Origin of the sequence: Halanaerobium saccharolyticum subsp. saccharolyticum DSM 6643 (genome assembly GCF_000350165.1) — a bacterium.
In the GTDB taxonomy this organism is placed as follows: Bacteria; Bacillota; Halanaerobiia; order Halanaerobiales; family Halanaerobiaceae; genus Halanaerobium; species Halanaerobium saccharolyticum.
Genome location: NZ_CAUI01000023.1, coordinates 119,780 through 145,332, shown reverse-complemented (window position 1 = coordinate 145,332; position 25,553 = coordinate 119,780). Strand labels below are relative to the sequence as shown.

Below are 25,553 nucleotides of genomic sequence, written 5' to 3'. Positions count from 1 at the left end.
ATTTGAAGAAATTTATCAAAAATAATGGTACATTTATAGCATTAATTGTTTTAGTTATTATTTTGAGTTTTTTATCACCTTCATTTTTGAGTTCAAGAAACCTGACTAATCTGGTGCGTCAGGTTACAATCAATGGAATTATTGCGGTTGGGATGACAATGGTAATCTTGCTGGCAGGTATTGACCTTTCAGTTGGATCAACAGTTGGATTATCTGCAGTAACCGTAACTCTCTTGATGCAGGCGGGCTTTGGGATGTGGCTTGCAATTTTAATTACCTTAATTGGGATTGGTGGAGTTATCGGATTTTTTAATGGATTTATGAGTGCAAAATTTGATATTCACCCCTTTATTATTACCTTAGGTGTTATGACAATAGCTCGAGGTCTAAGTTTAGTTTTGACTCAAGGAGTTTCAGTGCCGGTAACAAACATGACCTTTGCCAGCATTGGTAGTGGTTATATTGCCAAACTACCTTCGTTAATTATACTTGTTGTCGCTCTAGTTTTAGGTGTTATGGCAGTTTTTAAAACTAGCGTTGAAATGAAAAGTGGCGAAAAAGTAAGAAATAAAGCAAAGTTAACAGGTGGTTTAATTCTTACAGTGGCAGGCTTTTTAGCAGGATTCTTTATTTTCATTGGTTATCAAGGGATTCCAATTCCTGTAGCTATTTTTGCAGTAATTGTAATGATTGGAATCTATACTTTAAGTAAAACTCGATTTGGTCGTAAATTATATGCTATTGGTGGAAATGAAAAAGTAGCCTGGCTTTCTGGTATCAATATTTTAAAATCTAAAACAATGGTATTTGTTATAACGGGTGTATTAAGTGCTGCTTCTGGTATTTTACTTGCTTCTCGTTTAAATGGTGCCTCTCCAAACTTAGGTACTGGTTTTGAATTAGATGCAATTGCTTCAGTAATTATTGGTGGTACAAGTTTTATGGGTGGAGTTGGTACAATTTCTGGGACAGTAATTGGTGCGATTATTATTGGTGTTATTAATAATGGTATGAGTCTTTTGGGAATTAATACTTTTTATCAGATGATAGTTAAAGGATTTATTATAATTCTAGCAGTTATGATTGATGTTTTAAATAGAAGAGAAACAGCTTAATAATATATATAATTTAAAAAAGACAGCTGGGGTAATCTCAGCTGTCTTTTAATTTAAATCATTTTTTATTGTAACTCTATATATTTTAGGCCACAATTTTCCTGTTATTAAAAAACTTTTATTTTGAAAATCATAAGCAATTCCATTTAATACATCTGCTTGATCTTCATGCTTTTGATCTAAAAGATTACTAAAATCTAAATATGCTTTAATAGATCCAGTTTCAGCATCGATTTTAATAATATAATCTTTTTGCCAGATGTTAGCGTAAATAAAACCATCTAAATATTCTAATTCATTGATGTCTTGTACTATATTATCATTAATATTTACTTTAATTTTTTTAATAATTTTGAATGTTTTAGGATCTCTAAAAAAAATAAATTGACTTCCATTACTCATAATTAAATACTGGCCATCGTTAGTTAAACCCCAACCTTCACCGTCATACTCAAATTTATTTAGTAAGTTAAAATTAAGGTCATATACAAAAGCAGTATGCTCTTTCCAGGTTAATTGATAGATTTTATTATTTAAAATAGTAATTCCCTCTCCAAAATATTTTTTATCTAAATTTATCTTTTTTAAAACTTTAGCACTTTCTATATCAATTTTTCTCAATGAAGATCTCCCATAAAGACCAGTTCCTTCATATAAATGATTATTATAAATCTCTAAACCTTGAGTAAAAGCTTCTGCATCATGATTATATTCAGCTGAAATTTCATATTCTAAATTGTTGATATCTTCAAAGTTAAGAGCATAAATTGAAACAGTAAATATTATTAAATATATAATCAGGATTAAACTAATTTTAGATCTCATTATCTTTCACCTCAAAATTTAAATTTAGTTCTCTTTCAGTAATTCTATATTATTTATTAAAAACCTTTTTTAAATCATTCTTTAATTTATATATTTTTAAAAAAATAGTTAATCCTGAGTTAAGAAACAATATTTTGACAATTTATTATATCTGATGTATAATATTAAGCAATTAGAAAAGCTAATAAAGATTAGCTTAAAATTAGTTGAGATTAGTAAAAATAAAAAAGGAGAGATTAGCTGAGATGAGAACAAAAGATTTAGCACAGGCGGCTTTGTTGGTAGCGATTGCGATGATTTTGAGGTCTTTAACACCACCAATATTTTTGGGTATGAAACCTGATTTAACATTGACAATGATGTTTATCATATTAATTGTTAAGAGGGATTTTAAATTAGGGTTTCTGGTAGCTTTAGCTACAGCAATATTTACTGCTTTAACTACTACCTTTCCTGGTGGTCAGATAGCAAACATAGTTGATAAACTGCTCACATTTTTAATTGTTTATAATTTAATTCCGCTTTTTAGTAAGTTTTTGCAGAAGCGAGTTTTAGCAGGTGTAACTACAATAGTTGGAACAATTATTAGTGGAAGTATATTCTTAACTATAGCCTCAATGCTGGTAGGTTTACCCGCACCTTTTACTGCTTTATTTATAGGTGTTGTTTTACCGGCAGCAGTTGTAAATACAATAGCTGCAGCTGTATTATTTACTGTTGTTGATTTTGCCATCGATGTGGAATATAATCAGGTGGAAAGTGAAGTATTATAATAAAAGCAGAGTTGTAGAAGTAGAGGAGACTAGTAAAAACAAAAAAGGAGAGATGAGTTGAGATGAGAACAAAAGATTTAGCACAGGCGGCTTTGTTGGTAGCGATAGGATTTATTTTACATGCATTTTTTCCTCCAATTGTTATGGGTATGAAACCTGATTTTGCTTTAGCGATGATGTTCATTTTATTGATCATCAAACAGGATTTTAAATTAGGTTTTTTAGTTGCAGTATCTACTGGGATTTTTACTGCATTAACTACCGGTTTCCCTGGAGGACAGGTGGCAAACATGGTGGATAAATTAGTGACTTTTATAATAGTTTATCCTTTAATCCCAATTATAATTAAACTGCCATCACGCAAATTATCTACAGGTATTATAACAGCTTTTGGTACAATGTTAAGTGGAGGTATTTTCCTAGGTACAGCTGCTTTATTAGTTGGCTTACCTGGTCCATTTACTGTTTTATTTTCTACAGTTGTAATACCAGCAGCAGTTGTTAACACATTTACTGCAGTTATAGTTTTTAGTGTAGTTGATTTTGCAATGGATGTAGAAGTAGAAGGTGCTGAAAATAAAGCGCTATAGTCTAAAAATTTAAGTTTTATTAAACCTCTCATTTAAATGAGAGGTTATTTTTTTGTGACATATTAAATATAATTAGAGAAAAAATAAAAAATTTTTTAAAAAAGGTTGCGCACTCAACTAAATTTTGTTATAATTTTATAAAGATAGTTGAGAGCGCAACTAATTTTTATAAGAGGTGTAATTATGAGAATAGATGCTCCAATTGGGAAATGGATAGCAAAATTGTATAAAGATCATGATCAATTTGTTGATAATTTATTGGCAGATTATAATTTGAATCACAGTGAAGCAAATTTGCTTGTTTATTTATATAAGGATGGAGATGGTATCAGTCAAAATAAACTTAAAGACAGTTTAGCAGTAGACAAAGCAACTATATCTAGAGGTATTTATTCTTTAATTGAAAAAAATTATTTAAAGAAAAAAAGATCTCCTAATGATGGACGAGTCAATTTAATTTATCTAACAGAAAAAGCTCAAGCTGTTAAAGAAGAAATAAATGATATTTATCAGCAGTGGTTTCAAATATTTATTAAGGAAATTGGGGAAAAGGAAGCGGAAAGAGTAATTAATAATTTAGAGAAAATGTATCAAATTGTACAAAAAAAAGAATAGTTAGCTATTATTAATTTTTCCGCTTCTATTGATCAAACAGGAGGCGCAGTAATGAGAAAAATATTAAAACATAATAAATTAATAGTAATTATAATATCATTAATAACCTTATTTTTTCTTTTTCAACTACCTAAAATAGAAATTAATAATGATATTCAAGTTTTTTTACCAGATGATCATCCAGCTAAAGTAAGTAACAATCAATTAGATGATATATTTGGAGAAAGTGACAGCATAGTTACAGCGGTTAAATTTAAAAAAGATGATATATTTAGTCCTTCTAATTTAGAAATATTATCTAAACTAAGTTCTGAATTAGAAGATATCCCCAATATCGATGAGGTCACTTCATTAACAAATGTCGACTATATTGAAGGTAGTTCTGAAGGTATGATAGTAGAGGAACTTGTTGAAGAATTACCTACAAAGGCTAAAGAAAGTAGACAAATAAAGAATAAAATATTAAGCTGGGATTTTTATGAAGAAAATTTATATTCAGATGATTTTAAATCAACTCAGGTCTTAATAAGTCTAAATGACGGATTAACTAATCAAGAAAAGGAAAATACTTATTATCAAATTAAAGAAGTAACTAATGATTATAAAAATAATAATACAGAAATATATATAGCCGGAGCAACTGCTGTTAATGTTTTAATGGGACACAGCATGCTTGAAGATGTTAAGTATTTAATTCCTTTTATCATCGGAGTTTTGATTTTAATACTGTATCTATTTTTCAAAAGAAGTTTAGCAGTTGTATTAATTTTGATGACTGTTCTAGTTAGCAGCATTTGGGCTATTGGTTTAATGGCATTTCTAGGTATCAATTTAACTTTGGTTTCAACAGTAATTCCGGTATTATTAATTGCAGTTGGGAGCGCGTATGGTATTCATATTTTAAGCCATTATTATGATTATATTAATGAATATCAGGGTGAAATTTCAGTATCCGAACAGAAGGCATTAGTTGTAAAAACAGTAGATAAAATGGGCAAAGCTGTATTTCTAGCAGCTTTAACAACAGTAGCAGGTTTTGGTTCACTAGCATCTAGTGATATTGTACCAATTAAAAGTTTCGGTGTCTTTACAGCTATTGGAATAGCAGCAGCTTTTATAGTTGCTCTATTTTTGATTCCTTCTTTATTGATTATGATTGCTGATTTTAAAGATAATTTTGAAGCTAAAAATACTGAAACTCCAGAATTTAAATCACTCTTGGAAAAAATGCATAATTTTTATTCTAAAAGAAGAATAAGCATTATTATTATTGCTGTTTTAATTTTAAGTGGTTCATTTTTGGGATTTGAAGATATAATTGTAGATACTCCCTTAATTGAAATGTTTAAAGAAGATACAGAAATCAGGCAGGCAGATGATTTTATCAATGATAATTTTGCCGGGACTAACATAATGAGAGTTATGGTAGAAGGCGAAGAAATGGGAGATTTAAATCACCCGGATATTTTAACCGAAATGGATGGTCTGCAGAAACATTTAGTTTCTCATTTTGATGAAGTTGGTAAAACTTCGTCAATAACAGATTATATTAAACGGATGAATCAGGTAATGAATTATCCCGAGGAAGAAATTGCTGATGCTTCTTCTAATAGTAAAGAAAATAGTGAAAAAATTACTGATAATTCAGAGGTAGGTTCTAGTTTTTATGAAGAAGATAATCAAGAAAGTGTTGATGATAATAGTTCCAGTTTTTATAAAGAAGATGAAGAAACAGAAGCAAAGAGTTCAAGTGTTTATAATGAAACTAATAATGATTCGGAAGCTGATAGTTCAAGTTTTTATCAAAGTGAAAACAAAAAAGAAAGTGGTTCTCAGTCTGAAAGAGAACTATTAGAAGGTCCTGATAAAGAAAAAAATATTTCCGAGTATCAATTTATTCAACTCTTAAATGCTGCTTTAACAAGAGCAGAAAAGAAAAATATTAATGCAGGAGAATTAGTAAAGTTATTAGAAGAAGAAATGAATTATCAGGCAGCTGCTTATTATGAAATTCCAGCTGATTTAGACAAATATGGGGCTGAATCTAAACAGAATTTACAAAATTTAGTTTCGCAATATCTATTATTATATTCTGGTAGTGTTGATGACTTAATTAATGATCAGTTAGAACCAGATAAAGCACAGATGTTAATTCAGTTAAATAACCCGAGTAACTTAGTTGCCAAAAAAGTAAGAAAAGAAATCAAAGACTATAGTAATAATTTCCCAGAAAATTACAACCTTACTGTTACCGGTAATGCGACTATGGCCTTAGAAGCCAATAATTTAATAGTTAACAGTCAAACAAAAAGTATAATGATTTCATTTATTATAGTCTTTTTGATAGTGGCTATTTCCTTTAGATCAGTTATTGCAGGTTTATATGGTATTATTCCACTTGCATTTTCTTTGATTATAAACTTTGGTTTAATGGGGCATTTAGGAATCAGACTGGATGTAGGGACCGCAATGGTTGCTTCTATCGCTATAGGTATTGGAGTGGATTATACAATTCATTTTCTGCATTCCTACCATGCTGAAAGAATAAAAGAGGATAATCTTCACTTAGTAACTCAAAGAACTTTAACTACTACAGGTAAAGCTATAATTTTTAATGCTATTTCTGTAGCAGCAGGATTTTTGGTACTGTTATTTTCCAATTTCTATCCCTTGATCTATTTAGGGTTTTTGATTGCGGTGACAATGTTTACATCTTCGATAGCGTCTTTAACAATTTTGCCTGTACTATTAAATATATTTAAACCAAAGTTCATTAGTAAAGAATATTAGAATAAAACAATAGGAGGAAAAAATAATGAAGAAAAAAATAAAAATCATTTCAATTTGTTTAATAGCATTATTTATTGTAAGCAGTTTAAATATGACAGCTGATGCCATTGATGGGCGAGAGGTTATGGAAAGGGTTGATGATCGCAATACAGGTGACAGCAGACATGCATTGATGGGGATGGACTTAATTGATGCAGATGGTGATGTTAGACCAAGAGTTTTAGAAGTTTGGTCACAAAAAGCTGACCTTGAAAAAGACATCGATAATACTATAATGGTTTTCCATGAGCCTTCTTCTATCAAAAACACAAGGTTTTTACAGAAAGAAAATGATGGAGAAGATGATGATCAGTGGATTTATCTCCCTGATTTAGGACGGGTTCGTAGAATTTCAGGCGGTCAGGGTGGAGATTCCTTTATGGGATCTGATTTCACCTATGATGACATGAAATCCAGAGAAATTGATGATTTTGAATATGAATTATTAGAAGAAGATGTATATAATAATTATGAAACTTATGTAGTAAAAGCAACACCTAAAAAACCAGAAGAAGAACAGTATGCCAAAACTATTAGTTGGATAACCAAAGAACATTATATTCCGGTTAAAGTTGAAATGTATGATAAGGATAGTGGAGAACTTTATAAGGAAATGAAAGTCAAAAGTGATATCAAAAAAATTGATGGGATTTGGACAGTTTTTTCAACTGTAATGGAAAATTTAGATAGTGGTCACAAAACAAATCTCTATGTTAAAAAGAGAGATAATAATTATTTGTTGGAGTATAATAGTGATATTAACAATAGAAGATTTACTCAGCAGTTTTTAAAAACTGGTAGATAAAATATAGATTTACCCGGGGGAGGGTTTTAAAATGAGACGGAAGATTTTTAAATCAATAGTTTTTTCAGTACTAATTTTACTCTGTTTAGCTATTCCAGCAGCTGCCTTTGATGGCGGTGGATTTTATGAAAATGGATCTGAAGAAGAGAGTGTAGAAATTAATGGTGAGATCGAACCAAGCTTTAGGCTTTTTACAGATGATGGTGATTTAGAAGAAAATTTAAAAGGAAGTCTGGAATTTGTTTATCCAGGTCTTGAAAATGAATTTAAAGTCCAAATTGACTACCAGGTAGGCGCAGTAGAAGAAATTGATTTTAATGAAGTTTTTTATAAATATTATGGTGAGAAATATAATTTTACAGTTGGTAAGAATATTGTAATCTGGGGTAAAGGTGATAAAGTCCATGTTTTAGATAATATTAATGCTGAAGATATGAGTGATTTTATTAATCCAGAGTACAAAGAACGTCAAATTGGAGAAGAAATGATTAAAGTTGATCGCTTTTTTAGAGGTGGTAGTGCAAACTTAGAATTTATTTATACACCTGATTTTACGCCTCATCGTTTCGCAGAAGATCCAGAGAGTCCTTTAGGTAATTGGGTAATTAATCCTTTTGCAGCTCAGTCATCTGATTTGACATTAAGAAAAATTGCTGCAGCTACAAATCAAACAGAAGCAGAAGTTATTTCACAGGTAAAAGATGCTACAGCAGATGAAGATAATCAATTTGGCTTAAGATTTACAGACAGCCGTGGTGGCACTGATTATGGTTTAAGTTATTATCATGGCTATTTGAGAACACCCAGTTATAATAAAGCTGTTTTGAAAGCAGAATATGAAAAATTTGAAAAAGATAACACTACATTTTCTGCTGCCTTAGAAGCTGCTGACTTGCATTATGACGAGGTAGATGTCTTTGGCTTTGAGCTGGCCCGTGTAATTGCTGATATTAACAGCCGTTTAGAGTTAGCTTATTATAGAACTGATGATACTGCTGGTGATAAACCAACAGTTAGAAATAACAAGATTGCCTGGGTAATTGGGGGAGACCGTGATTTACCAATTAGTAACCTTAATTTGAATCTGCAGTTTACAGGTGAAAGAATATTGGATGATGATCAAATTGAAAATAATAATCTGGCAGATGTAGAATATGATCCAGATGGAGATTATACTACTAATAGAGCTATTTTAAGATTAGAAGATAGTTATCAAAATGAAAAAATCATTCCAGAATTAGTCTGGATTTATAATTTGCAAGAACATGATTACAGTTTAGAAGCAGCAGTAGATTATGAGTTAAAGCAAGATTTAGTTTTTACTATATCTCATAAAATCTTTAGTGGGGATCAAGGTACTGATTTTGGTCAGTTTGAAGATAATGATTTTTCATCTTTTTCCTTAAAATATAGTTTTTAATTGTAAAGCAGTTGACAATTTAATTTTAGATGGTTATAATAGTTTTGTGAACTTTTTACAAATAATTTTAAGATGCTGAATAGCAGGAGGTGAACAATAAATGGCTCATGTAATTTCAGATGATTGTATTTTGTGTGGTGCTTGTGCACCAGAATGTCCTGTAGACTGTATCAGTGAAGGTGATACACAATATGTAATTGATGCTGATGAATGTATCGATTGTGCAGCGTGTGTTTCCGTTTGTCCAGTAGATGCTATCAGCCAGGCATAAATTTATAAATTTATAAATTTTTGAAAAAACCGGGGGTTATCTCCGGTCTTTTTCATTTTAAATTTAATTTTTCTAATTTTATTTCAAATACGCAGCTAGAAATTAAGGAGGATTTAATTCTCTTTTAGAGAATTGTTTTAATACAGACTTATTTTAACACAGACTTATTTAAACAAATTATATAATAAAAATTAAGGAGATGAGCTTTGGATGCAGGAACTTAAAAAAATTGATCCGGAAATATCAGCTATTATTGCAGAAGAAGAGCAGAGACAGGCTCAAAACATTGAATTAATTGCTTCAGAAAACTTTGTTAGTTCTGCTGTAATGGAAGCAGCTGGTTCAGTACTAACTAACAAATATGCTGAAGGTTATCCTCATAAAAGGTATTATGGGGGTTGTGAGGTGATCGATAAAGCTGAGGAATTAGCTATTAAAAGGGCAAAAGAATTATTTGATGCAGAACATGTTAATGTTCAACCACATTCTGGTTCTCAGGCTAATCAGGCAGTATATTTTTCTCAAGTACCAAAAGGTGGAACTATACTGGCAATGGATTTGACTCATGGTGGTCATCTTACCCATGGGAGTCCGGTTAACATGTCTGGAAAATATTACAATTTTGTTCATTATGGGGTTACAAAGGACAGGGAAATAATTGATTATGATCAAGTTAGAGCTTTAGCAGAAGAACATAAACCTGATTTAATTGTTGCAGGAGCCAGCGCTTATCCTCGAGTAATTAATTTTAAAACTTTTAGGGAAATTGCTGATTCAGTGGGAGCATTATTTATGGTTGATATGGCTCATATTGCTGGTTTAGTAGCTGCGGGTTTACATCCTAACCCTGTAGAAACAGCAGATATTGTAACAACAACTACTCATAAAACTTTGAGAGGAACTAGAGGAGGTATGATTCTTTGTAAAGAGAAACATGCTAAAGAAATTGACAAAGCAATTTTTCCTGGATTACAGGGTGGGCCTTTAATGCATATCATTGCTGCAAAGGCTGTAGGATTTAAAGAAGCTTTGACAGAAGAATTTATGGATTATCAGCAGCAAATTATTGATAATGCAAAAGCCTTAGCTGAGGCTTTAAATAATTATGGAATGAGACTTGTATCTGGTGGAACAGACAATCATATGATGCTTGTTGATTTAACAAATATGGAGATAACAGGTAAAGAAGCAGAAGAAGCTCTAGATAAAGTAGGAATAACCGTTAATAAAAATACTATTCCTTTTGAGACCAGAAGTCCATTTGTAACAAGTGGAATTAGAATTGGAACTCCTGCTGTTACAACTAGAGGAATGAAAAAAGAAGATATGAAGGAAATAGCTGAGTTTATTTTTGAAGCCCTAAAATATCTCAATGATGAAGAGAAACTTAAAGAAATGAAAAAAGAAGTACATGCTTTCTCTGCTAAATTTATGGAATAGATTTTCGTAATTTAATTACTTATAAGGCTGGGGAAACCCGGCCCTTTTTTTAAAAAGATAATAAGGAAATAATAAAATAACAATTCAGAAAAGGTGATAAGATGAGTATTAAATTAATAGTTTTTGACTTAGATGGAACTTTATTGGATGTTGAACATAAACTGCAGGATAAAACTATAGAAGCAGTTAAAAAAGTAAGGGAAAAAGGTATCAAAACTATGGTAGCAACAGGAAGAATGTACTGTTCAGCTAGACCACACACTAAACTTTTGGGAATGGTTGACCCTGTAATAGCATACAACGGTGCTTTAGTTATTGATCCCAACGATGAAAAAGAAATTTTTCATGCACCAATACCATTTGAAATTGCTGATGAGATTACTAAAATGGTTGTGAACAATGGCTATCATTTGCAGTTGTATATAGATGATAAACTTTATGTAGCAGAAAAAAATAAATATACAGATACATACTATGATATTGCTGGTATAGAAGCAAATTATGTAGGTAGGTTAGATGAATTTTTATCGGAAGAGCCAACTAAAATGCTTATAATAGAAGAGGATGAAAATAAACAGATTGAAATTAAAAATTTTTTAAAAGATAATTTTAAAGATAAAATTGAACTTTCTTCTTCTTATCCTTCTTTTATTGAAATTACTAAAAAAGATATTTCAAAGGCAGTTCCATTAAAAGAATTTGCAGCGAAATCCAACATTAAACAGGAAGAAGTTATGGCCTTTGGTGATGGATTAAATGATTTAAAAATGATCGAATGGGCAGGAACAGGAATTGCTATGCAGAATGCTCATCCCGAACTACAAGAGCATGCTGATGCTACAGCTCCTAACCATGATGATTTTGGTATAGCAAGGTATTTAAAGCAGTATTTTAATCTAAATATAGAAATAGAAGATAAAAGATAATAGAAATGAGCTTTCAGAATTATGCAATTTAAAGCCATATATGTTATAATAAAATATGATATATAAGCTTGATGCCCGATCAAATTTGGAGGGGTTCATTTGGAAATTTTTTCGATACTAAAATCTACTTTTAAAGATTTTTATGAAGATTTATTTAAACTTGTTTTATTAAGTACAGCCTGGTTTGTTGGTAGTTTTATTTTGTTGTTTTTTGTGTTAATTGCATTCAATAGTGGTTGGTATATATTTTTGTTAGTCCCGGTTCTTTTTTTAGGGCCAATTTTTTTGACATCTCTTTATGGTGCTGATCAAATTATGAAAGAAGGGAGAGTTGCTTTTAAATCTCTTTTTTCTTATTTAAAAAATAATTTTTGGCGTGCTTTTTTAGCCTTTTTATTTTCACTTGTTTTATATATAATTTTTATAATAGATTTACGTTTTTTCTTAATCAAAGGCCAAGAAAATATTTGGTTATTAGCTTTTGCCTTTTTATTTGCCTATCTTTTAATCTATTTTTCGATCTGTCAGATATATTTTTGGGGGCTTTTAATTATTCAACCGGATAGGTCACTTAAAAAAATTATAAAAACTGCCTTTATTTTAAGTTTAGACAATATAATCTATTCTTTAATTTTGTTTTTAGCCATATTTTTATTAACTATAATTTTAACTGTGATTGGTATTGGTATCCCTGCTGGCTTCATTGGGTTAATAGGTATATTGATGATAAAAGGTACTGAAGAAATCATTGCTAAATATTAAATTAAACAAAGTTATTTGAGAGGAGAATAATTTAATGAAAGAATATTATTTAGGTCTGGATTTAGGAGGGACAAAAATTCTGGCTGGTCTTGCTGATGCTCAAGGAAATATTATAACAAGATCAAGAAAAGAAACAGAAGCTGAACTTGGTGAAGATAAAATAATTGAAAATATGATTGAAACTATAGAAGAAGTGCTTAACAAAGCTGGAGTCAGCAAAGAACAAGTAAGAACTCTAGGGATTGGTAGTCCAGGCCCACTTGATGCTAAAAAAGGAATTATAATCGAAAATTCTAATTTGCCCTGGAAAAATGTGCAGCTAGTTAAAAAGATGGAGACTGCTTTAGGAATTAATACTTTGTTGAAAAATGATGCAAATGCTGCGGCTCTTGGAGAAAAATGGTTTGGGGCAGGTAAAAAGGTAGATAATATGGTTTATTTGACTATTTCTACTGGTATCGGTGGTGGAGCCATTATTAATAAGGAATTATTTAGTGGTGTCAATGATAATGCTTGTGAGATTGGCCATACTGTAATTGATCCAGATGGACCACTCTGTGGCTGTGGAAATCATGGTTGTTTAGAATCTTTTTCTTCTGGTACTTCTATAGGAAAAAGAGCTAGAGAAGCTGCTGCAGCTGGAAAAAGCAAAAAAATGCTTGATCTAGCGGATAATATAATAGAAGATATTGATGCTGTCATTTGTGCTCAAGCGGCTTATCAGGGTGATCAAATTGCTATAGATATTTTTGAAAAAGCCGGATATTATTTAGGGATTGGATTAGGTAACGTTGTGAATATTTTTAACACTGAAATGATAATTTTAGGTGGCGGAGTAATGAAAGCTTCTGATCTTTTTTTAGATCAGGCATTAAAAACAATGAAAGATATTGCACTACCAGGTCCTTTAGAAATTGTAACAGTAAAAGAAGCTGAATTAGGATCTGATATTGGTTTGATGGGAGCTATAGCTGTAGCTATGGAGGATAGGTTGATAAAAAATGAATGATAAAGATAAACTATTAGTTCTTGATATATTCAATCGTTTTGATTTAGAGATAAAAGCTGGTCGCTCAGGAATAAAAAGAGAGATTAAAGTAAGTGATATAAAAAGACCAGGAATAGAATTAGCAGGTTTCTGGAAGCATTTTGCACCAGAAAGAGTAAATTTGATTGGTAGAACAGAGATTTCTTTTTTAAAAGGATTAGATGAAGCAATTTTAAAAGAAAGAATTGATGAATATGTTAGCTATAATCCTGTCTGTGTAATAGTTGCTAGAGGTGAGGAGATACCTAATTATTTAATAGAAAAAGCAAATAAAAATGGAATCCCAATTTTTTCAACCACAATTTCAACAACTAGATTTAGCAGTATGCTTTTGAATTATTTAGAAGAAAAGTTGGCCCCAATAAAGGTGATTCACGGAGTTCTTGTTGATATCTATGGTATAGGCGTTTTGATCAAAGGCCAAAGTGGAATCGGGAAAAGCGAAACAGCTATAGAGCTGGTAAAAAGAGGGCATAGACTTGTTGCTGATGATATAATAGAAATTAAAAAAGTTGGTGAACTGCATTTAAGTGGTTCTGCTCCGAATAACTCGCGTTATTTTTTAGAGATGCGAGGGATTGGAATAATAAATGTAAAAACATTATTCGGCGCTGGTGCGGTTAAACATGATTCTCCAATTAATCTTGCTATTAAATTAGAAAGATGGAAAGAAGGAGAAGAATATGAAAGACTTGGTATTGACAGCCGTAAAACTGAAATAATGGATTTGAAAATTGATGAGATTATTATTCCGGTTAAACCGGGTAGAAATTTAGCTTTAGTTTTAGAAGTGGCTGCTATGAATTATAGAATGAAAACTATGGGATATAATGCAGCTGTTGATTTTACTGAAAATATTATGAAAAAATAAACTCTGTATTTATAGTAGAGGTGCAAAAATGGCTTTTAAAAATATAAAAAATAAAAAATTGAAATTAATTATGTTTTTTATTATTTGTTTTTTTCTTCTAGCATCAGTTGTAAATGCAGAGGATTATAAAGTTATATTTAATCATCTTGACGGTGTTGGAGATGATTATGGTCCAGGTGATTATTATTATCCTCAAAACCATATTTTTAAAAATAGATCTAATTTATTTGATTTAAAATCTTTAACAATTTTTGAAAATGAAGAGGAATATAAGTACAGGTTTTCTTTTTCAAACTTAACTGATCCCTGGGGAGCAAAATATGGATTTTCTTTACCTTTGATTGAAGTTTACATTGATAATCAAGCTGGTGGAAGCAATAAACTTTTTCATAGTGGAGCTAATATAAGTTTTGAAGAAGATTTTCATTGGAACAAATTTTTAAAAATTAGTGGTTGGTGGGTAAAATTGTTTAATCCGGATAGCCGGAAAGAGAACATATTAGATATTAACGATTTATCACTTAGAGAACCGAATTCATCAGAAAATATTAATTTAAGTAGAAAAGATAATTATATTTTTCTCAGAATTTCTAAAAGTGAAATAAATCTAGTTCAAAACAGTAAAATTGTTGTTTTAATAGGTAGTTTTGACCCCTTTGGTTATGACCATTTTCGTTCATTATCTAACAATAAAAGCTACTGGCAGATCTATTCGGAAACAAATATTTCAGATTCAAAAAATCCTAGAGTACTTGACATATTAGTACCAGGTGGTAAAAGTCAAAAAGAAATATTGTCTGGAGAATTACCAAAGGTACCTTATTTAGAAATTGATTTCGAAAAGAAAGAGGGAGATTCAACACTGATAGACTATTTAATGCCAGTAAATAAAGTTTCTTTATCTATCTTATTGTTTTACATAATTATTTTAATCTTTATTATTTTTAAGTTCAAGTACAAGAAATAAATCTGTATTTTAGATGAGGTGAAAAAATGAAAGCAGAACCAATGAAATTTGCTAAAGATATTTTAGGCAAAGTTTCTAGAAGTTTTGCATTAACAATTCCAATGTTGGATGAAGAAATTAAAGATGAAGTTCTTTTAGTTTATCTTCAAGATAGGATATTAGATAATTTTGAAGATGAAATTCATCCTCCAAATTTAAAACTGCAAAAGGACATGATGGATCGAGTCAGCAGAATATTTTCTACAGAAGAATATGATCGCAGTTCTGATTTTGAGATTATAGAAAGAAAATCTAAATTAATAGATGATCATTCTTTAAAAAAATTGACTGAAAATATTGATCTAATTTATCAGTGTTACCAGGATTTTGATTTTAAAATACAAGAAATTTCTCATAAATGGCTTCAAGAAATGAACCAGGGAATGCAAAAATATTTAACAAAAAAGGTCGAAACTTTTGCAGATCTTGATGAGTACTGTTATTATGTAGCTGGAACTGTTGGCGGTTTTTTAACAGAAACTATTATCTATAAATTCGATATTAACCAGGAAAATACGAGAATATTATTAGATAATTTTAATCAGGCTGGCTTGTTTTTGCAAAAAGTAAATTTGATTAGGGATATCAGAGAAGACTTAAAAAACAGAGATAAACATTATTGGCCTTTAAAAGATTTGGGCATTAATGAAAAAAAATTAGCTGATCCTAAAAATGAGAAGAAAGCTATAGATGCTTTATCAAAAATGCTTACTGATTTAAAAAGTCATATTCCTGCTCTGGAAAAATATTATAATGCTTTACCAGCTGAATTAAAAGGATATAAAAAGTTTTTTGCTGTCAATAATGCTTTGGGTTTGGCAACAATTGATAAATTAGAAGATAATCCTGATGTTTTTTATGGTAATAAGGCTGTTAAAGTTTCTAAGCTTAAATTTTTAGATATTATGAGATCACCAGAAAAAAAATTTTTAGATTACTGCAGATAGAAACATATTTCAAAAATAAATATCCGGAAGGGGAATAATATTCAGATGGAATTTTTACTTATAACTGGCATGTCAGGAGCAGGAAAGTCTCTTGCCCTAAATTATTTTGAAGACATGGGTTTCTTTTGTGTTGACAATTTACCTCCCGCTTTGATTTCAAAATTTGCAGAACTATGTCTGCAGTCAGACTTGGAAAAAATTGCTCTTGTTAGTGATATACGCGGAAGAGAATTTTTTAATGAATTATTTAAAGAATTAGAAAGAATAGAAAATATGAATTTGGACTATGATATATTATTTCTTGAAGCCTCAGATGATGTTTTAATTAGAAGATATAAAGAGAGTAGAAGACGTCATCCACTAGATGAAGAAGGTAGGATTTTGGATGCTATTGAAAGAGAACGAACTCTTTTGGAAGAGTTAAGAGGAAGAGCAACTAGAATAATTGATACGGGTGAGTTAGAAATTTCTAAATTGAAGGAAGAATTAAATCAATTATTTTTAAGTGGAAAAGATAAAGATTTACTTCACCTTAGTTTAATCTCATTTGGCTTTAAATATGGTATTCCAAGAGATGCAGATTTAGTAATGGATGTTAGATTTTTACCTAATCCCTATTATGTAGAGTCTTTAAGAAAAAAGACAGGGAATGATCAAGAAGTAAGAGATTATGTTTTGAAATGGCCTTTAACTGATAAATTTTATAATAAATTTTTTGATTTAATCAACTTTTTATTGCCAGAGTATAAAAAAGAGGGGAAAAGTCACCTTTCTATTGCTATAGGATGTACCGGGGGTAAGCATCGCTCTGTTACTACAGTGATTAAATTAGCCGAATTTTTAGCAGAACAGGATTTTAATATTAATTTAGAACACAGGGATATTGAAAAGTAGAGGAAGTGTAATTATGAATCTGCCAAAATGGTTTTTCCCGGGCTTAGGAGTTAAACGGTGGTTTTTAGTTATAATATTTTCATTTATATTAATTAGTGTAGGAATAACTCCTTTATTTGGCTTTGATCTTAGTATTTATGTAACAAATGAATTGCTTTCAATTTTAAATAACTTTTTTGGAGAACATTCTGATTTTATATTAAAAGTAACAGCTTTATTTATGATATTAAGTGGGATTATTTTAACATATTATTCACTTGTAAAAATTGTAGCAGAACTAAATACTCATATTACTCCCCATGGAGAAATTTTAGATTTATTATATGAAAAAAGAAGATCAAATAAAGGACCGGAGATTGTTGCCTTTGGAGGTGGAACTGGCCTTTCAAATCTTTTGCGTGGCCTTAAAAAAAATAGTGATAATCTGACAGCAGTGGTCACGGTAGCAGATGATGGCGGTAGTTCTGGTAGATTAAGAGATGAAATGGGAATTTTGCCGCCTGGTGATATCAGGAATTGTCTGGTAGCTTTAGCTGATAGAGAACCATTAATGGAAAAATTATTTCAGCATCGTTTTGAATCTGAAGGTGGATTAGAGGGACATAGTTTTGGTAATTTGTATATTGCTGCAATGACTGAAGTTTTGGGTGATTTTGAAGAAGCTGTAAGAGCATCCAGTAAGGTTTTAGCAATTAGAGGTAAGGTTTTACCTGCCACAAATGAAGATGTTAAATTGGGTGCTGTCTATCATGATCAAGAGAAAAGAATGGGTGAATCAGCTATTCCTGTATATGATAAAGAAATTAATAAAGTTTTTTTGTATCCAGAAAATGCAAGTACAACCCCTGAAGTTAAAAGGTCTATTCATAAATCTGATGTAATTATTATAGGTCCTGGTAGTCTTTATACTAGTATTTTACCAAACTTATTAGTAAAAGGTATTGCTGACGAAATCAAAAGAAGTAATGCTTTAAAATTGTATGTCTGTAATGTTATGACTCAGCCAGGTGAAACTGACAATTATACTGCAGCTGATCATGCTAAAGCGATAATTGATCATTGTGGTAAAGGTGTTTTTGATTATATAATTGTAAATAATCAGCAGGGAACAAAAGAACTTCGTCAAAAATATGAAGCTGAGGGCGCTTATCCAGTTGAAATAGATCATCAACGTCTTAAAGAACTAGGGGTTGAGATTGTTGAAGAAGATTTATTAAAAAAGAACAGTTATTTGCGTCATGATCCGGAAGAATTAGCTAAATTAATTTATAAGTTAAATAAAAAATATAATTAACAAGAAATAAGTTTATTTTTTAAGCAGGTCAAGAAGATGCTTAAAGATGATAGATGTTAAATTCTACTAGCAAAGCTAGTGGCTTGTCCCGAGGAGGGTCAATAAATGTCTTTTACAGATAAAGTTAAAGAAGAATTAACCCATAAAGATAAATATAATTACTCAGAGCAGCTATCTGAGTTATCTGCCTTGATAAGGATAGATGGTTCAATTCAAATTTCAAATAAACATTTGGCTGTAAAAGTTACTCTTTATCATGGGAATCTAGCCAGAAGAATTTATTCACTAATTAAAGAACGTTTTGGTTTTAGTATAGAGATTAGAGTTAGACAGGATAGGAAATTCAACTTAAGTTACAATTATGATATAATTGTGACACCACAACCAGGGGTTCGTGAATTTTTATTAGAATTGGGATTTTTAACTCCTAAAAATAATCTTGTTTTTCATATTAAAGATGAGTATTTAAATTCACGCAAGCTGGCCCAAGCATATTTGAGAGGTATTTTTTTAGGTGGGGGTTCAGTTAATAGTCCTCAGAGTGAATATCACTTAGAGTTTCGCTGTGAGAGAGCGAGCTTGGCTGAAGATTTAGAAATATTATTGGAGAAGTTTGATTTAAAAGCACATAGAACTGAACACAAAGGTTATAATGTGATTTATTTTAAGAGTTATGCTGACGTTGTTAAAGTCTTAAATATTATCGGAGCCCATCAAGCAATGTTAAAAATGGAAAATGATCATATAGTTAAAGAACTAAAAAACAATGTTAATCGCAGAGTTAATTTTGAAACTGCAAATCTAGAAAAATCAGTTTCTGCTGCGATGGATCAACTTGAATATATAGATATTATTGAAAGAGAAAATGGACTCGATTCTTTAAGCCCTGGACTTAAGGAAATAGCAGAGCTTAGAAGAGAAAACCCATATGCTTCATTGAAAGAATTAGGAGAAATTATTGATCTTAGTAAATCGGGTGTTAATCATCGTTTGCGGAGGATTAAAAAAATTGCTCAAAATTTAACTTGAATTAATCTTAAAAGATGATATAATGTATATGGAAGTTAAAAATAAATATAAGCTTGCTGCTGATTTAAATATCAGCTTTGTTTTTTGCTGTCCCGGGACAATTATGTTCCATTTGGACAAAAACGTTCCAGCTCGGAGGTTAAACATGAATAAATTGTTTAAAATTCAGCAAAAAATTGTACCAGAAATTGTAAAAACTGCTCAACAAAGATATAACATTTTACGTGGTATTTATTATAATCAGCCAATTGGAAGAAGAGCTTTAGCTAAAATACTTGGTTTGAGTGAAAGAACAATCCGCAATGATTTAGAATTTTTTGAAAAAAAAGCTTTAATAACTATTAGCCCAGCAGGTACTCGAATAACAAGAATTGGAGAAGATTTTCTGATGGAAGTAGATGAGTACATTAAAGAGCTGAGAGATATCAGTTATTTAGAAAACAGATTAGAAAAAATATTGGGGATAGAAACAGTTAACTTGGTTAACGGAGCTGTTCCAAGTGGAGATTTAAAAGCCGAAATTGGACGTATGGCATCACAACTTTTACAGAGAGAAATTAGAAATGGAGATATACTTGCAGTAACTGGTGGGACAACACTAGCTGAAGTAGCTTCTGAGATGACATACAGCACTGAGCCTAAAGATGTAACTGTAGTTCCCGGTCGAGGCGGATTAAGCGAAGATGTTGAGATACAAGCTAATACTATTGCAGCTGAAATTGCAAAAAAACTTGGTGGTAGCTATCATCTGCTTCATATTCCTGACAATATGGCTGAAGAAAATATTTATCATGTAACTAAAGAACCAACTATCAAAAGAACTTTAGAGATTTTAAAACAAGCTAACATTTTAATTCATGGAGTGGGTACTGCTGCTGATATGGCAGCCCGTAGAGGAATGAAGGAAAATGAAATCAAAGATCTTCTCAAGGCAGGTGCTGTCGGAGAAGCTTTTGGTTTTTACTTTAATTCTGAAGGTGAAATAATCTACTCTACAACAAGTGTTGGTTTAAACCTGAATGATCTGCAGGCAATTAGTAAAGTAATTGTTGTTGCAGGTGGAGAAAATAAGGCAGAAGCTATAATTTCTGCAGTTTCTTCAAAATACCAGGATATTTTAATTACTGATGAAATTACTGCCCGAAAAATTATCTCTCTTAAGGGAGGTGAGGCCGAAAACAGGCTGGCAAACTAAAATCAGCAGTTTATAGAAACTTTCTTTTTTTAAATTTTTGTTAAGTAAATTAATTTTTAAATGATTCATCATCTTATAAGGAGGAATAAAATAATGACAAAAAAAGTAGCAATTAATGGATTTGGACGTATTGGTAGAGGATATTTAAGACTGGTAGAAGGTAGAGATACTGAGGAAATTGAAATTGTAGCAATCAATGACTTAGTTAGTGTAGAAAACCTAGCTTACTTACTTAAGTATGATTCTGTACATGGTCGTTTTGATGGTACAGTAGAAGTTAACGATGGAGACTTAGTTGTTAATGGTAAGAAGATTAAAGTATCTGCTGTTAAAGATCCTGCAGAATTACCATGGGGCGAAAACGACATTGATGTTGTAATCGAATCAACAGGTGTATTCCGCCATAAAGAACAATTAATGAAACATATAGAAGCCGGTGCAAAAAAAGTTATTTTAACAGTGCCTGCTAAAGATGAAATTGATAGTACTATTGTATTAGGTGTTAATAATGATGATCTTTCAGATGATGATTTAATAGTATCTAATGCATCATGTACAACAAATTGTTTAGCTCCATTAGCTAAAGCATTAAATGATGAATTTGGAATTGAAAAAGGTTTAATTACTACAGTTCACGGTTATACTTCCAGCCAGGCTATTTTAGATATGCCAGCTAGCAAGACTAGAAGAGGTAGAACAGCTGCTGAAAATATCATTCCAACAACTACAGGTGCTGCTATTGCAACAACAAAAGTAATGCCTGAGTTAGATGGTAAAATTGATGGTATGGCTATCAGAGTTCCAGTACCAAATGGATCCTGTGTTGACGGAGTATTTACTTTAGAAAAAGACGTAACAGTTGAAGAAGTAAATGCAATGTTTAAAGAGAAAGCAGAAGGAGAAATGAAGGGTATTTTAGGCTACACAGAAGATGAATTAGTTTCCAGAGATGTTATGGGACAGTTCGAATCTTCCATGATTGATGCGCAATCAACTATGGTAGTTAATGGCAATATGGTTAAAGTTATTTCCTGGTATGACAATGAGTTAAGCTATACAAATAGAGTTATAGACTTAACATTAATGCTGTAAGTAATATTAAAAATTATTTCAGGGCGGGCTTTTGCCTGCCCCTGAAATTTTAATTTAAACAAATTTTTTTGCTTAATTTTTATAAAGTTTTTAATACTTGTCAGATCAAATTAGTAATTGCTAATTAATAATGGAGGTATAAAAAATGAAGAAAACACTTAAAGATATGGACTTTAAAGGAAAAAAAGTATTAGTTAGAGTAGATTTTAATGTTCCACTTAAAGATGGTGTTGTTGGGGATAAAACAAGGATTAAAGCTGCACTACCTACCATAGAGTATTTAATCAAAGAAGAGGCAAAAGTTCTTCTGATTTCTCATTTAGGCCGCCCAGGTGGAGAGCCTAAAGATGATTTGAAAATGGATCCAGTTGCTAAAGCGCTGGCTAATTTATTAAACAAAGAAGTTAAAAAAGCGGATGACAGCATTGGCAAAGAAGTTAAAAAAGCTGCTGATAGTTTAGAAAATGGAGAAGTTATGTTATTAGAAAACAGCCGCTTTCACGCTGGAGAAAAGAAAAATGATCCAGAATTTGCAAAAGAATTAGCTTCACTTGCTGATCTTTATGTAAATGATGCTTTTGGTGCTGCTCACAGAGCTCATGCAACTACAGTTGGAGTCACAGAATTTTTACCAGCTGCAGCAGGGTTTTTAATGCAGAGAGAATTAAATGCTTTAGGAGAAGTAATGGAAAACCCGGAAAGTCCTTTTGTGGCAATTATGGGTGGAGCTAAAGTTTCTGATAAAATTGATGTAATCAAAAACTTAATCAATAAAGTAGATAAATTAATTGTTGCTGGTGGGATTGCTAATACATTCTTACTTGCAAAAGGTTATGAAGTTGGAGATTCTTTGGTTGAGGCTGATAAAGTAGATTTAGCTAAAGAACTAATGGCTGAAGCTGAAGAAAAGGGAGTAGATATAGTACTTCCAATTGATGTTGTAATTGCTGATGATTTTTCAAATGATGCAAACACTCAAACTGTAGCTGCGGATGAAATTCCAGCAGGGTGGCAGGTTCTTGATTGTGGTGGCCCTCAAAGCTTAGAGAACTACAAAGAAATTGTAAAATCTGCTAAAACAGTTATTTGGAACGGACCCTTAGGTGTATTTGAAATGGAGAAATTTGCTCACGGTACTGTTGAATTAGCAAAGGCACTGTCTGAATCTGATGCACATTCAGTAATTGGAGGCGGCGATTCTGCTGCTGCAATTAATCAGGCTGGTGTTGCAGATAAGATGAGTCATATCTCTACTGGTGGTGGAGCTTCACTAATGTTCTTTGAAGGTAAAGAACTTCCAGGTGTTGCTGCATTAGACGATGTTGAGTAATTAGTAATCGAATCAAGTCATTGTTTATTTTAGCAAAAATTTGAGGGGGAATATTAAAATGCGTAAACCATTTATATGTGGAAATTGGAAAATGAATAAAAATGTTGAAGAAGCTGAATCAATGATAACTTCTTTAAAAGATAAAGTTGAAGGTGTCGATAATGTTGAAATGGGTATCTGTCCTACAGCGCTATGCTTAACAACAGTTAAAGATGCTGCTGCAGGTAGTGATATTGTAACAGGTGCTGAAAATATTTACTGGAAGGACTCTGGTGCTTATACTGGAGAAATTTCTGCTAAAATGTTGGCTGATAGTGAGATCGAATATACTATTGTTGGTCACTCTGAAAGAAGAGAAATCTTTGGTGAAAGTGATTATGAAGTAAATAAAAAAGTTATTTCTGCACTTTCTCATGGTGTGAAGCCAATTGTCTGTGTTGGAGAAACTTTAGAAGAGAGAAAAGCTGATCAAATAGAAGCAAAGGTTAACTTCCAGGTTGATTCTGCTCTGGCAGGAGTGAGCGAAAAAGAAGTAGAAGACATCGTAATTGCTTATGAGCCAATCTGGGCAATTGGTACAGGTGAGACTGCTTCTGCTGAGGAAGCTAATCGGGTTATCGGAATTATTAGAGACAACATTAGAAAAGAATATCCTAATGCTGCTGATAAGATTAGAATTCAATATGGCGGTAGTGTAAAGCCACATAATGTAGAAGAAATTATGGCGCAAGAAGAGATTGATGGTGCTTTAGTTGGTGGAGCCAGCTTAGAAGCTGATTCTTTCTCTGAGATTATTTTAAAAACTGCCGAAATCTATAAGTAAATAAGGAAGATTATAAGGAGGATTATTATGGCAAGACCTAAACCACTGGCCCTGATTATTGCAGATGGGCTGGGAATTAATGAAAATGCAGAAGGGAATGCTGTCTATCAGGCAGATACTCCTTTTTTGGATAAATTAAACAAAGAGTATCCACATTCAATTTTAAAACCATCCGGAGAGGAAGTTGGCCTACCGGAGGGTCAAATGGGTAACTCTGAGGTTGGGCACTTAAACATTGGTGCTGGCCGGATAGTTTATCAAGATTTCACAAGAATAAATAAGGCTGTAGAAGAAAAACATTTACTTGAAAATGAAGCACTTAAAAAAGCAGTAGATCATGCAAAGGAAAATGACGGTGCACTACATTTAATTGGTCTTTTATCAGATGGTGGTGTTCATAGTCATATCAAACATCTCTTTGGTTTAATTGAGATGGCTGATCGAGCTGGTTTAGAAAAAGTATATATCCATCCGATTTTAGATGGTAGAGATACTCCGCCTTCCAGCGGTACAGGTTATTTAAAAGAATTGCAGGAAGAGTTGGATAAAGTAGGTACTGGTAAAATTGCAACTGTCAGCGGCCGTTATTACACAATGGATCGTGATAACCGCTGGGAGAGAACCAAAAAAGCCTATGATATGTTAGTTCTGGGAGAAGGAAATATAGCGGAAGATGCTGTAAAAGCTGTAGAAGCTTCTTATGAAGAAGATGTAGAAGATGAATTTGTGATACCAACAGTGATCACCGAAAATGGTGAGCCTGTGGGACCAATGAATGATCACGACTCAGTAATCTTCTTTAATTTCAGAGCCGATAGAGCTCGTCAGATTACTCAGGCTTTAACTATTGATGGCTTTGATGGCTTTGAGCGTGAGCCAGAACATCCTGAAGATTTATACTATGTAACTATGACAGAGTATGATGAAGAATTCGATTTACCAGTTGCTTTTGAACCGGTAGAAATTGAAGATGGACTTGGTGACGTATTAAGCCGTGAAGGTTTAAAGCAGCTGAGAATTGCTGAAACTGAAAAATATGCTCATGTTACTTTCTTCTTCAATGGTGGAGTTGAAGAACCTAATGAAGGTGAAGATAGAATTTTAATTCCTTCACCGCAGGTTGCGACTTATGAGATGCAACCTGAAATGAGTGCTTATGAAGTAACAGATAAGTTATTAGAAAAAATTGAAGCAGAAGAATACGATGTGATTATTTTAAACTATGCTAATATAGATATGGTTGGACATACTGGATTTATGGATGCAGCTATTAAAGCTGTAGAAACTGTAGATGACTGTCTTTCTAAAATAGTACCAGCTATTTTAGAAAAGGGAGGCCAGGCTTTACTTACAGCTGACCATGGTAATGGAGAAAAGATGAAAGAAGATGATGGATCTCCATTTACAGCTCATACTGCTAACCTTGTTCCACTTTATTATATAGGTGGTCCAAAAGATAAAGGTATAGCTTCTGGTAAATTGGCTGATCTAGCTCCAACAATGTTAGAAATTTTGGGGATTGAAAAACCAGAAAAAATGACAGGCGAATCACTAATCATCGAAAATTAGTAACTCTTCTTAAGTAAAGCTAATTAAAGCTTAAGTTATAAATAATTAATAAGCAGAGACAGTTTTGCTGTCTCTGTTAAAATA

At 31.8% G+C, this 25,553-nt stretch carries 24 protein-coding genes; 23 read left to right on the top strand and 1 reads right to left on the bottom strand.

From position 1 onward, the window contains the following. Positions 1 to 2 precede the first annotated feature (2 nt). Positions 3 to 1,115: a sugar ABC transporter permease gene (locus tag HSACCH_RS10860; RefSeq protein WP_005489835.1), complete on the top strand. Its 1,113-nt coding sequence runs from the start codon at positions 3 to 5 to the stop codon at positions 1,113 to 1,115. Between the two features lie 48 nt (positions 1,116 to 1,163). Here the strand turns inward: HSACCH_RS10860 and HSACCH_RS10855 are convergent, their stop codons facing one another. Beyond that, a complete protein-coding gene (locus HSACCH_RS10855; protein WP_005489834.1) occupies positions 1,164 to 1,940 on the bottom strand; it encodes a glutaminyl-peptide cyclotransferase in 777 nt (258 codons plus the stop codon). A gap of 245 nt (positions 1,941 to 2,185) precedes the next feature. On the opposite strand from HSACCH_RS10855, the gene HSACCH_RS10850 reads away from it, so the two are divergent. The 22 genes from HSACCH_RS10850 (at position 2,186) to gpmI (ending at position 25,469) form a co-directional block, all read left to right on the top strand. Next, positions 2,186 to 2,713: a tryptophan transporter gene (locus tag HSACCH_RS10850; RefSeq protein WP_005489832.1), complete on the top strand. Its 528-nt coding sequence runs from the start codon at positions 2,186 to 2,188 to the stop codon at positions 2,711 to 2,713. A gap of 62 nt (positions 2,714 to 2,775) precedes the next feature. Next, the gene (locus tag HSACCH_RS10845) at positions 2,776 to 3,303 is read left to right on the top strand and encodes a tryptophan transporter (RefSeq protein ID WP_005489830.1); all 528 of its coding nucleotides are present in this window, start codon (positions 2,776 to 2,778) and stop codon (positions 3,301 to 3,303) included. Between the two features lie 183 nt (positions 3,304 to 3,486). Continuing rightward, positions 3,487 to 3,918, top strand: coding sequence for a MarR family winged helix-turn-helix transcriptional regulator (locus tag HSACCH_RS10840; protein WP_005489829.1), 432 nt, complete (start codon positions 3,487 to 3,489; stop codon positions 3,916 to 3,918). A 51-nt stretch (positions 3,919 to 3,969) separates the two neighbouring features. Then, entirely contained in the window at positions 3,970 to 6,708 is a 2,739-nt protein-coding gene (locus HSACCH_RS10835) for an efflux RND transporter permease subunit (protein ID WP_005489827.1), read from the top strand. Between the two features lie 25 nt (positions 6,709 to 6,733). After that, positions 6,734 to 7,552: an outer membrane lipoprotein-sorting protein gene (locus tag HSACCH_RS10830; protein WP_005489826.1), complete on the top strand. Its 819-nt coding sequence runs from the start codon at positions 6,734 to 6,736 to the stop codon at positions 7,550 to 7,552. A gap of 31 nt (positions 7,553 to 7,583) precedes the next feature. Beyond that, on the top strand, positions 7,584 to 8,972 hold the full coding sequence (locus HSACCH_RS10825) for a DUF1302 family protein (RefSeq protein ID WP_005489825.1): 1,389 nt from the start codon (positions 7,584 to 7,586) through the stop codon (positions 8,970 to 8,972). Positions 8,973 to 9,072: 100 nt separating this feature from the next. Further along, positions 9,073 to 9,243 (top strand): DUF362 domain-containing protein, encoded by a 171-nt coding sequence (locus tag HSACCH_RS10820; protein WP_005489823.1) that lies wholly within the window; start codon positions 9,073 to 9,075, stop codon positions 9,241 to 9,243. Positions 9,244 to 9,453: 210 nt separating this feature from the next. Continuing rightward, on the top strand, positions 9,454 to 10,683 hold the full coding sequence (locus tag HSACCH_RS10815; RefSeq protein WP_005489821.1) for a serine hydroxymethyltransferase: 1,230 nt from the start codon (positions 9,454 to 9,456) through the stop codon (positions 10,681 to 10,683). Between the two features lie 101 nt (positions 10,684 to 10,784). Beyond that, the gene (locus tag HSACCH_RS10810) at positions 10,785 to 11,609 is read left to right on the top strand and encodes a Cof-type HAD-IIB family hydrolase (RefSeq protein ID WP_005489820.1); all 825 of its coding nucleotides are present in this window, start codon (positions 10,785 to 10,787) and stop codon (positions 11,607 to 11,609) included. A 99-nt stretch (positions 11,610 to 11,708) separates the two neighbouring features. Continuing rightward, complete coding sequence (locus HSACCH_RS10805; protein ID WP_005489818.1) at positions 11,709 to 12,371, top strand: hypothetical protein; 663 nt, start codon at positions 11,709 to 11,711, stop codon at positions 12,369 to 12,371. Between the two features lie 34 nt (positions 12,372 to 12,405). After that, a complete protein-coding gene (locus HSACCH_RS10800) occupies positions 12,406 to 13,380 on the top strand; it encodes an ROK family protein (protein ID WP_005489817.1) in 975 nt (324 codons plus the stop codon). Next, a complete protein-coding gene (gene hprK / locus HSACCH_RS10795; RefSeq protein ID WP_005489816.1) occupies positions 13,373 to 14,290 on the top strand; it encodes an HPr(Ser) kinase/phosphatase in 918 nt (305 codons plus the stop codon). Before HSACCH_RS10800 ends, hprK begins: the two co-directional genes overlap by 8 nt. 28 nt (positions 14,291 to 14,318) lie before the next feature. Then, the gene (locus HSACCH_RS10790; protein WP_005489815.1) at positions 14,319 to 15,257 is read left to right on the top strand and encodes a glucodextranase DOMON-like domain-containing protein; all 939 of its coding nucleotides are present in this window, start codon (positions 14,319 to 14,321) and stop codon (positions 15,255 to 15,257) included. 26 nt (positions 15,258 to 15,283) lie between these two features. After that, a complete protein-coding gene (locus HSACCH_RS10785) occupies positions 15,284 to 16,243 on the top strand; it encodes a squalene/phytoene synthase family protein (RefSeq protein ID WP_005489814.1) in 960 nt (319 codons plus the stop codon). A 45-nt stretch (positions 16,244 to 16,288) separates the two neighbouring features. Beyond that, the gene (gene rapZ, locus HSACCH_RS10780; protein ID WP_005489813.1) at positions 16,289 to 17,137 is read left to right on the top strand and encodes an RNase adapter RapZ; all 849 of its coding nucleotides are present in this window, start codon (positions 16,289 to 16,291) and stop codon (positions 17,135 to 17,137) included. Next, on the top strand, positions 17,127 to 18,431 hold the full coding sequence (gene yvcK / locus HSACCH_RS10775) for a gluconeogenesis factor YvcK family protein (RefSeq protein ID WP_235044017.1): 1,305 nt from the start codon (positions 17,127 to 17,129) through the stop codon (positions 18,429 to 18,431). The genes rapZ and yvcK overlap by 11 nt, the downstream gene beginning before the upstream one ends. A 105-nt stretch (positions 18,432 to 18,536) precedes the next feature. Continuing rightward, positions 18,537 to 19,460, top strand: coding sequence for a DNA-binding protein WhiA (whiA, locus tag HSACCH_RS10770; RefSeq protein ID WP_005489811.1), 924 nt, complete (start codon positions 18,537 to 18,539; stop codon positions 19,458 to 19,460). Positions 19,461 to 19,605: 145 nt separating this feature from the next. Then, entirely contained in the window at positions 19,606 to 20,655 is a 1,050-nt protein-coding gene (locus tag HSACCH_RS10765; protein WP_040477464.1) for a sugar-binding transcriptional regulator, read from the top strand. A 93-nt stretch (positions 20,656 to 20,748) separates the two neighbouring features. Beyond that, entirely contained in the window at positions 20,749 to 21,747 is a 999-nt protein-coding gene (gene gap, locus HSACCH_RS10760) for a type I glyceraldehyde-3-phosphate dehydrogenase (RefSeq protein ID WP_005489809.1), read from the top strand. A gap of 145 nt (positions 21,748 to 21,892) precedes the next feature. After that, on the top strand, positions 21,893 to 23,077 hold the full coding sequence (locus HSACCH_RS10755; protein WP_005489808.1) for a phosphoglycerate kinase: 1,185 nt from the start codon (positions 21,893 to 21,895) through the stop codon (positions 23,075 to 23,077). Positions 23,078 to 23,135: 58 nt separating this feature from the next. Beyond that, positions 23,136 to 23,900 (top strand): triose-phosphate isomerase, encoded by a 765-nt coding sequence (tpiA, locus tag HSACCH_RS10750; RefSeq protein WP_005489807.1) that lies wholly within the window; start codon positions 23,136 to 23,138, stop codon positions 23,898 to 23,900. A gap of 27 nt (positions 23,901 to 23,927) precedes the next feature. Then, a complete protein-coding gene (gpmI, locus tag HSACCH_RS10745) occupies positions 23,928 to 25,469 on the top strand; it encodes a 2,3-bisphosphoglycerate-independent phosphoglycerate mutase (protein WP_005489804.1) in 1,542 nt (513 codons plus the stop codon). Positions 25,470 to 25,553: the final 84 nt, after the last annotated feature.

Excerpts from the sequence above, each read along its gene's own strand:
- HSACCH_RS10800 (WP_005489817.1), top strand. The coding sequence starts at position 12,406 with ATGAAAGAATATTATTTAGGTCTGGATTTAGGAGGGACAAAAATTCTG.
- gpmI (WP_005489804.1), top strand. The coding sequence starts at position 23,928 with ATGGCAAGACCTAAACCACTGGCCCTGATTATTGCAGATGGGCTGGGA.
- HSACCH_RS10830 (WP_005489826.1), top strand. The coding sequence starts at position 6,734 with ATGAAGAAAAAAATAAAAATCATTTCAATTTGTTTAATAGCATTATTT.
- HSACCH_RS10790 (WP_005489815.1), top strand. The coding sequence starts at position 14,319 with ATGGCTTTTAAAAATATAAAAAATAAAAAATTGAAATTAATTATGTTT.
- HSACCH_RS10815 (WP_005489821.1), top strand. The coding sequence starts at position 9,454 with ATGCAGGAACTTAAAAAAATTGATCCGGAAATATCAGCTATTATTGCA.
- HSACCH_RS10855 (WP_005489834.1), bottom strand. The coding sequence starts at position 1,940 with ATGAGATCTAAAATTAGTTTAATCCTGATTATATATTTAATAATATTT.
- HSACCH_RS10840 (WP_005489829.1), top strand. The coding sequence starts at position 3,487 with ATGAGAATAGATGCTCCAATTGGGAAATGGATAGCAAAATTGTATAAA.
- HSACCH_RS10820 (WP_005489823.1), top strand. The coding sequence starts at position 9,073 with ATGGCTCATGTAATTTCAGATGATTGTATTTTGTGTGGTGCTTGTGCA.
- HSACCH_RS10755 (WP_005489808.1), top strand. The coding sequence starts at position 21,893 with ATGAAGAAAACACTTAAAGATATGGACTTTAAAGGAAAAAAAGTATTA.
- HSACCH_RS10835 (WP_005489827.1), top strand. The coding sequence starts at position 3,970 with ATGAGAAAAATATTAAAACATAATAAATTAATAGTAATTATAATATCA.
- HSACCH_RS10765 (WP_040477464.1), top strand. The coding sequence starts at position 19,606 with ATGAATAAATTGTTTAAAATTCAGCAAAAAATTGTACCAGAAATTGTA.
- HSACCH_RS10825 (WP_005489825.1), top strand. The coding sequence starts at position 7,584 with ATGAGACGGAAGATTTTTAAATCAATAGTTTTTTCAGTACTAATTTTA.
- HSACCH_RS10845 (WP_005489830.1), top strand. The coding sequence starts at position 2,776 with ATGAGAACAAAAGATTTAGCACAGGCGGCTTTGTTGGTAGCGATAGGA.
- whiA (WP_005489811.1), top strand. The coding sequence starts at position 18,537 with ATGTCTTTTACAGATAAAGTTAAAGAAGAATTAACCCATAAAGATAAA.
- HSACCH_RS10850 (WP_005489832.1), top strand. The coding sequence starts at position 2,186 with ATGAGAACAAAAGATTTAGCACAGGCGGCTTTGTTGGTAGCGATTGCG.
- rapZ (WP_005489813.1), top strand. The coding sequence starts at position 16,289 with ATGGAATTTTTACTTATAACTGGCATGTCAGGAGCAGGAAAGTCTCTT.
- tpiA (WP_005489807.1), top strand. The coding sequence starts at position 23,136 with ATGCGTAAACCATTTATATGTGGAAATTGGAAAATGAATAAAAATGTT.
- HSACCH_RS10810 (WP_005489820.1), top strand. The coding sequence starts at position 10,785 with ATGAGTATTAAATTAATAGTTTTTGACTTAGATGGAACTTTATTGGAT.
- hprK (WP_005489816.1), top strand. The coding sequence starts at position 13,373 with ATGAATGATAAAGATAAACTATTAGTTCTTGATATATTCAATCGTTTT.
- gap (WP_005489809.1), top strand. The coding sequence starts at position 20,749 with ATGACAAAAAAAGTAGCAATTAATGGATTTGGACGTATTGGTAGAGGA.
- HSACCH_RS10785 (WP_005489814.1), top strand. The coding sequence starts at position 15,284 with ATGAAAGCAGAACCAATGAAATTTGCTAAAGATATTTTAGGCAAAGTT.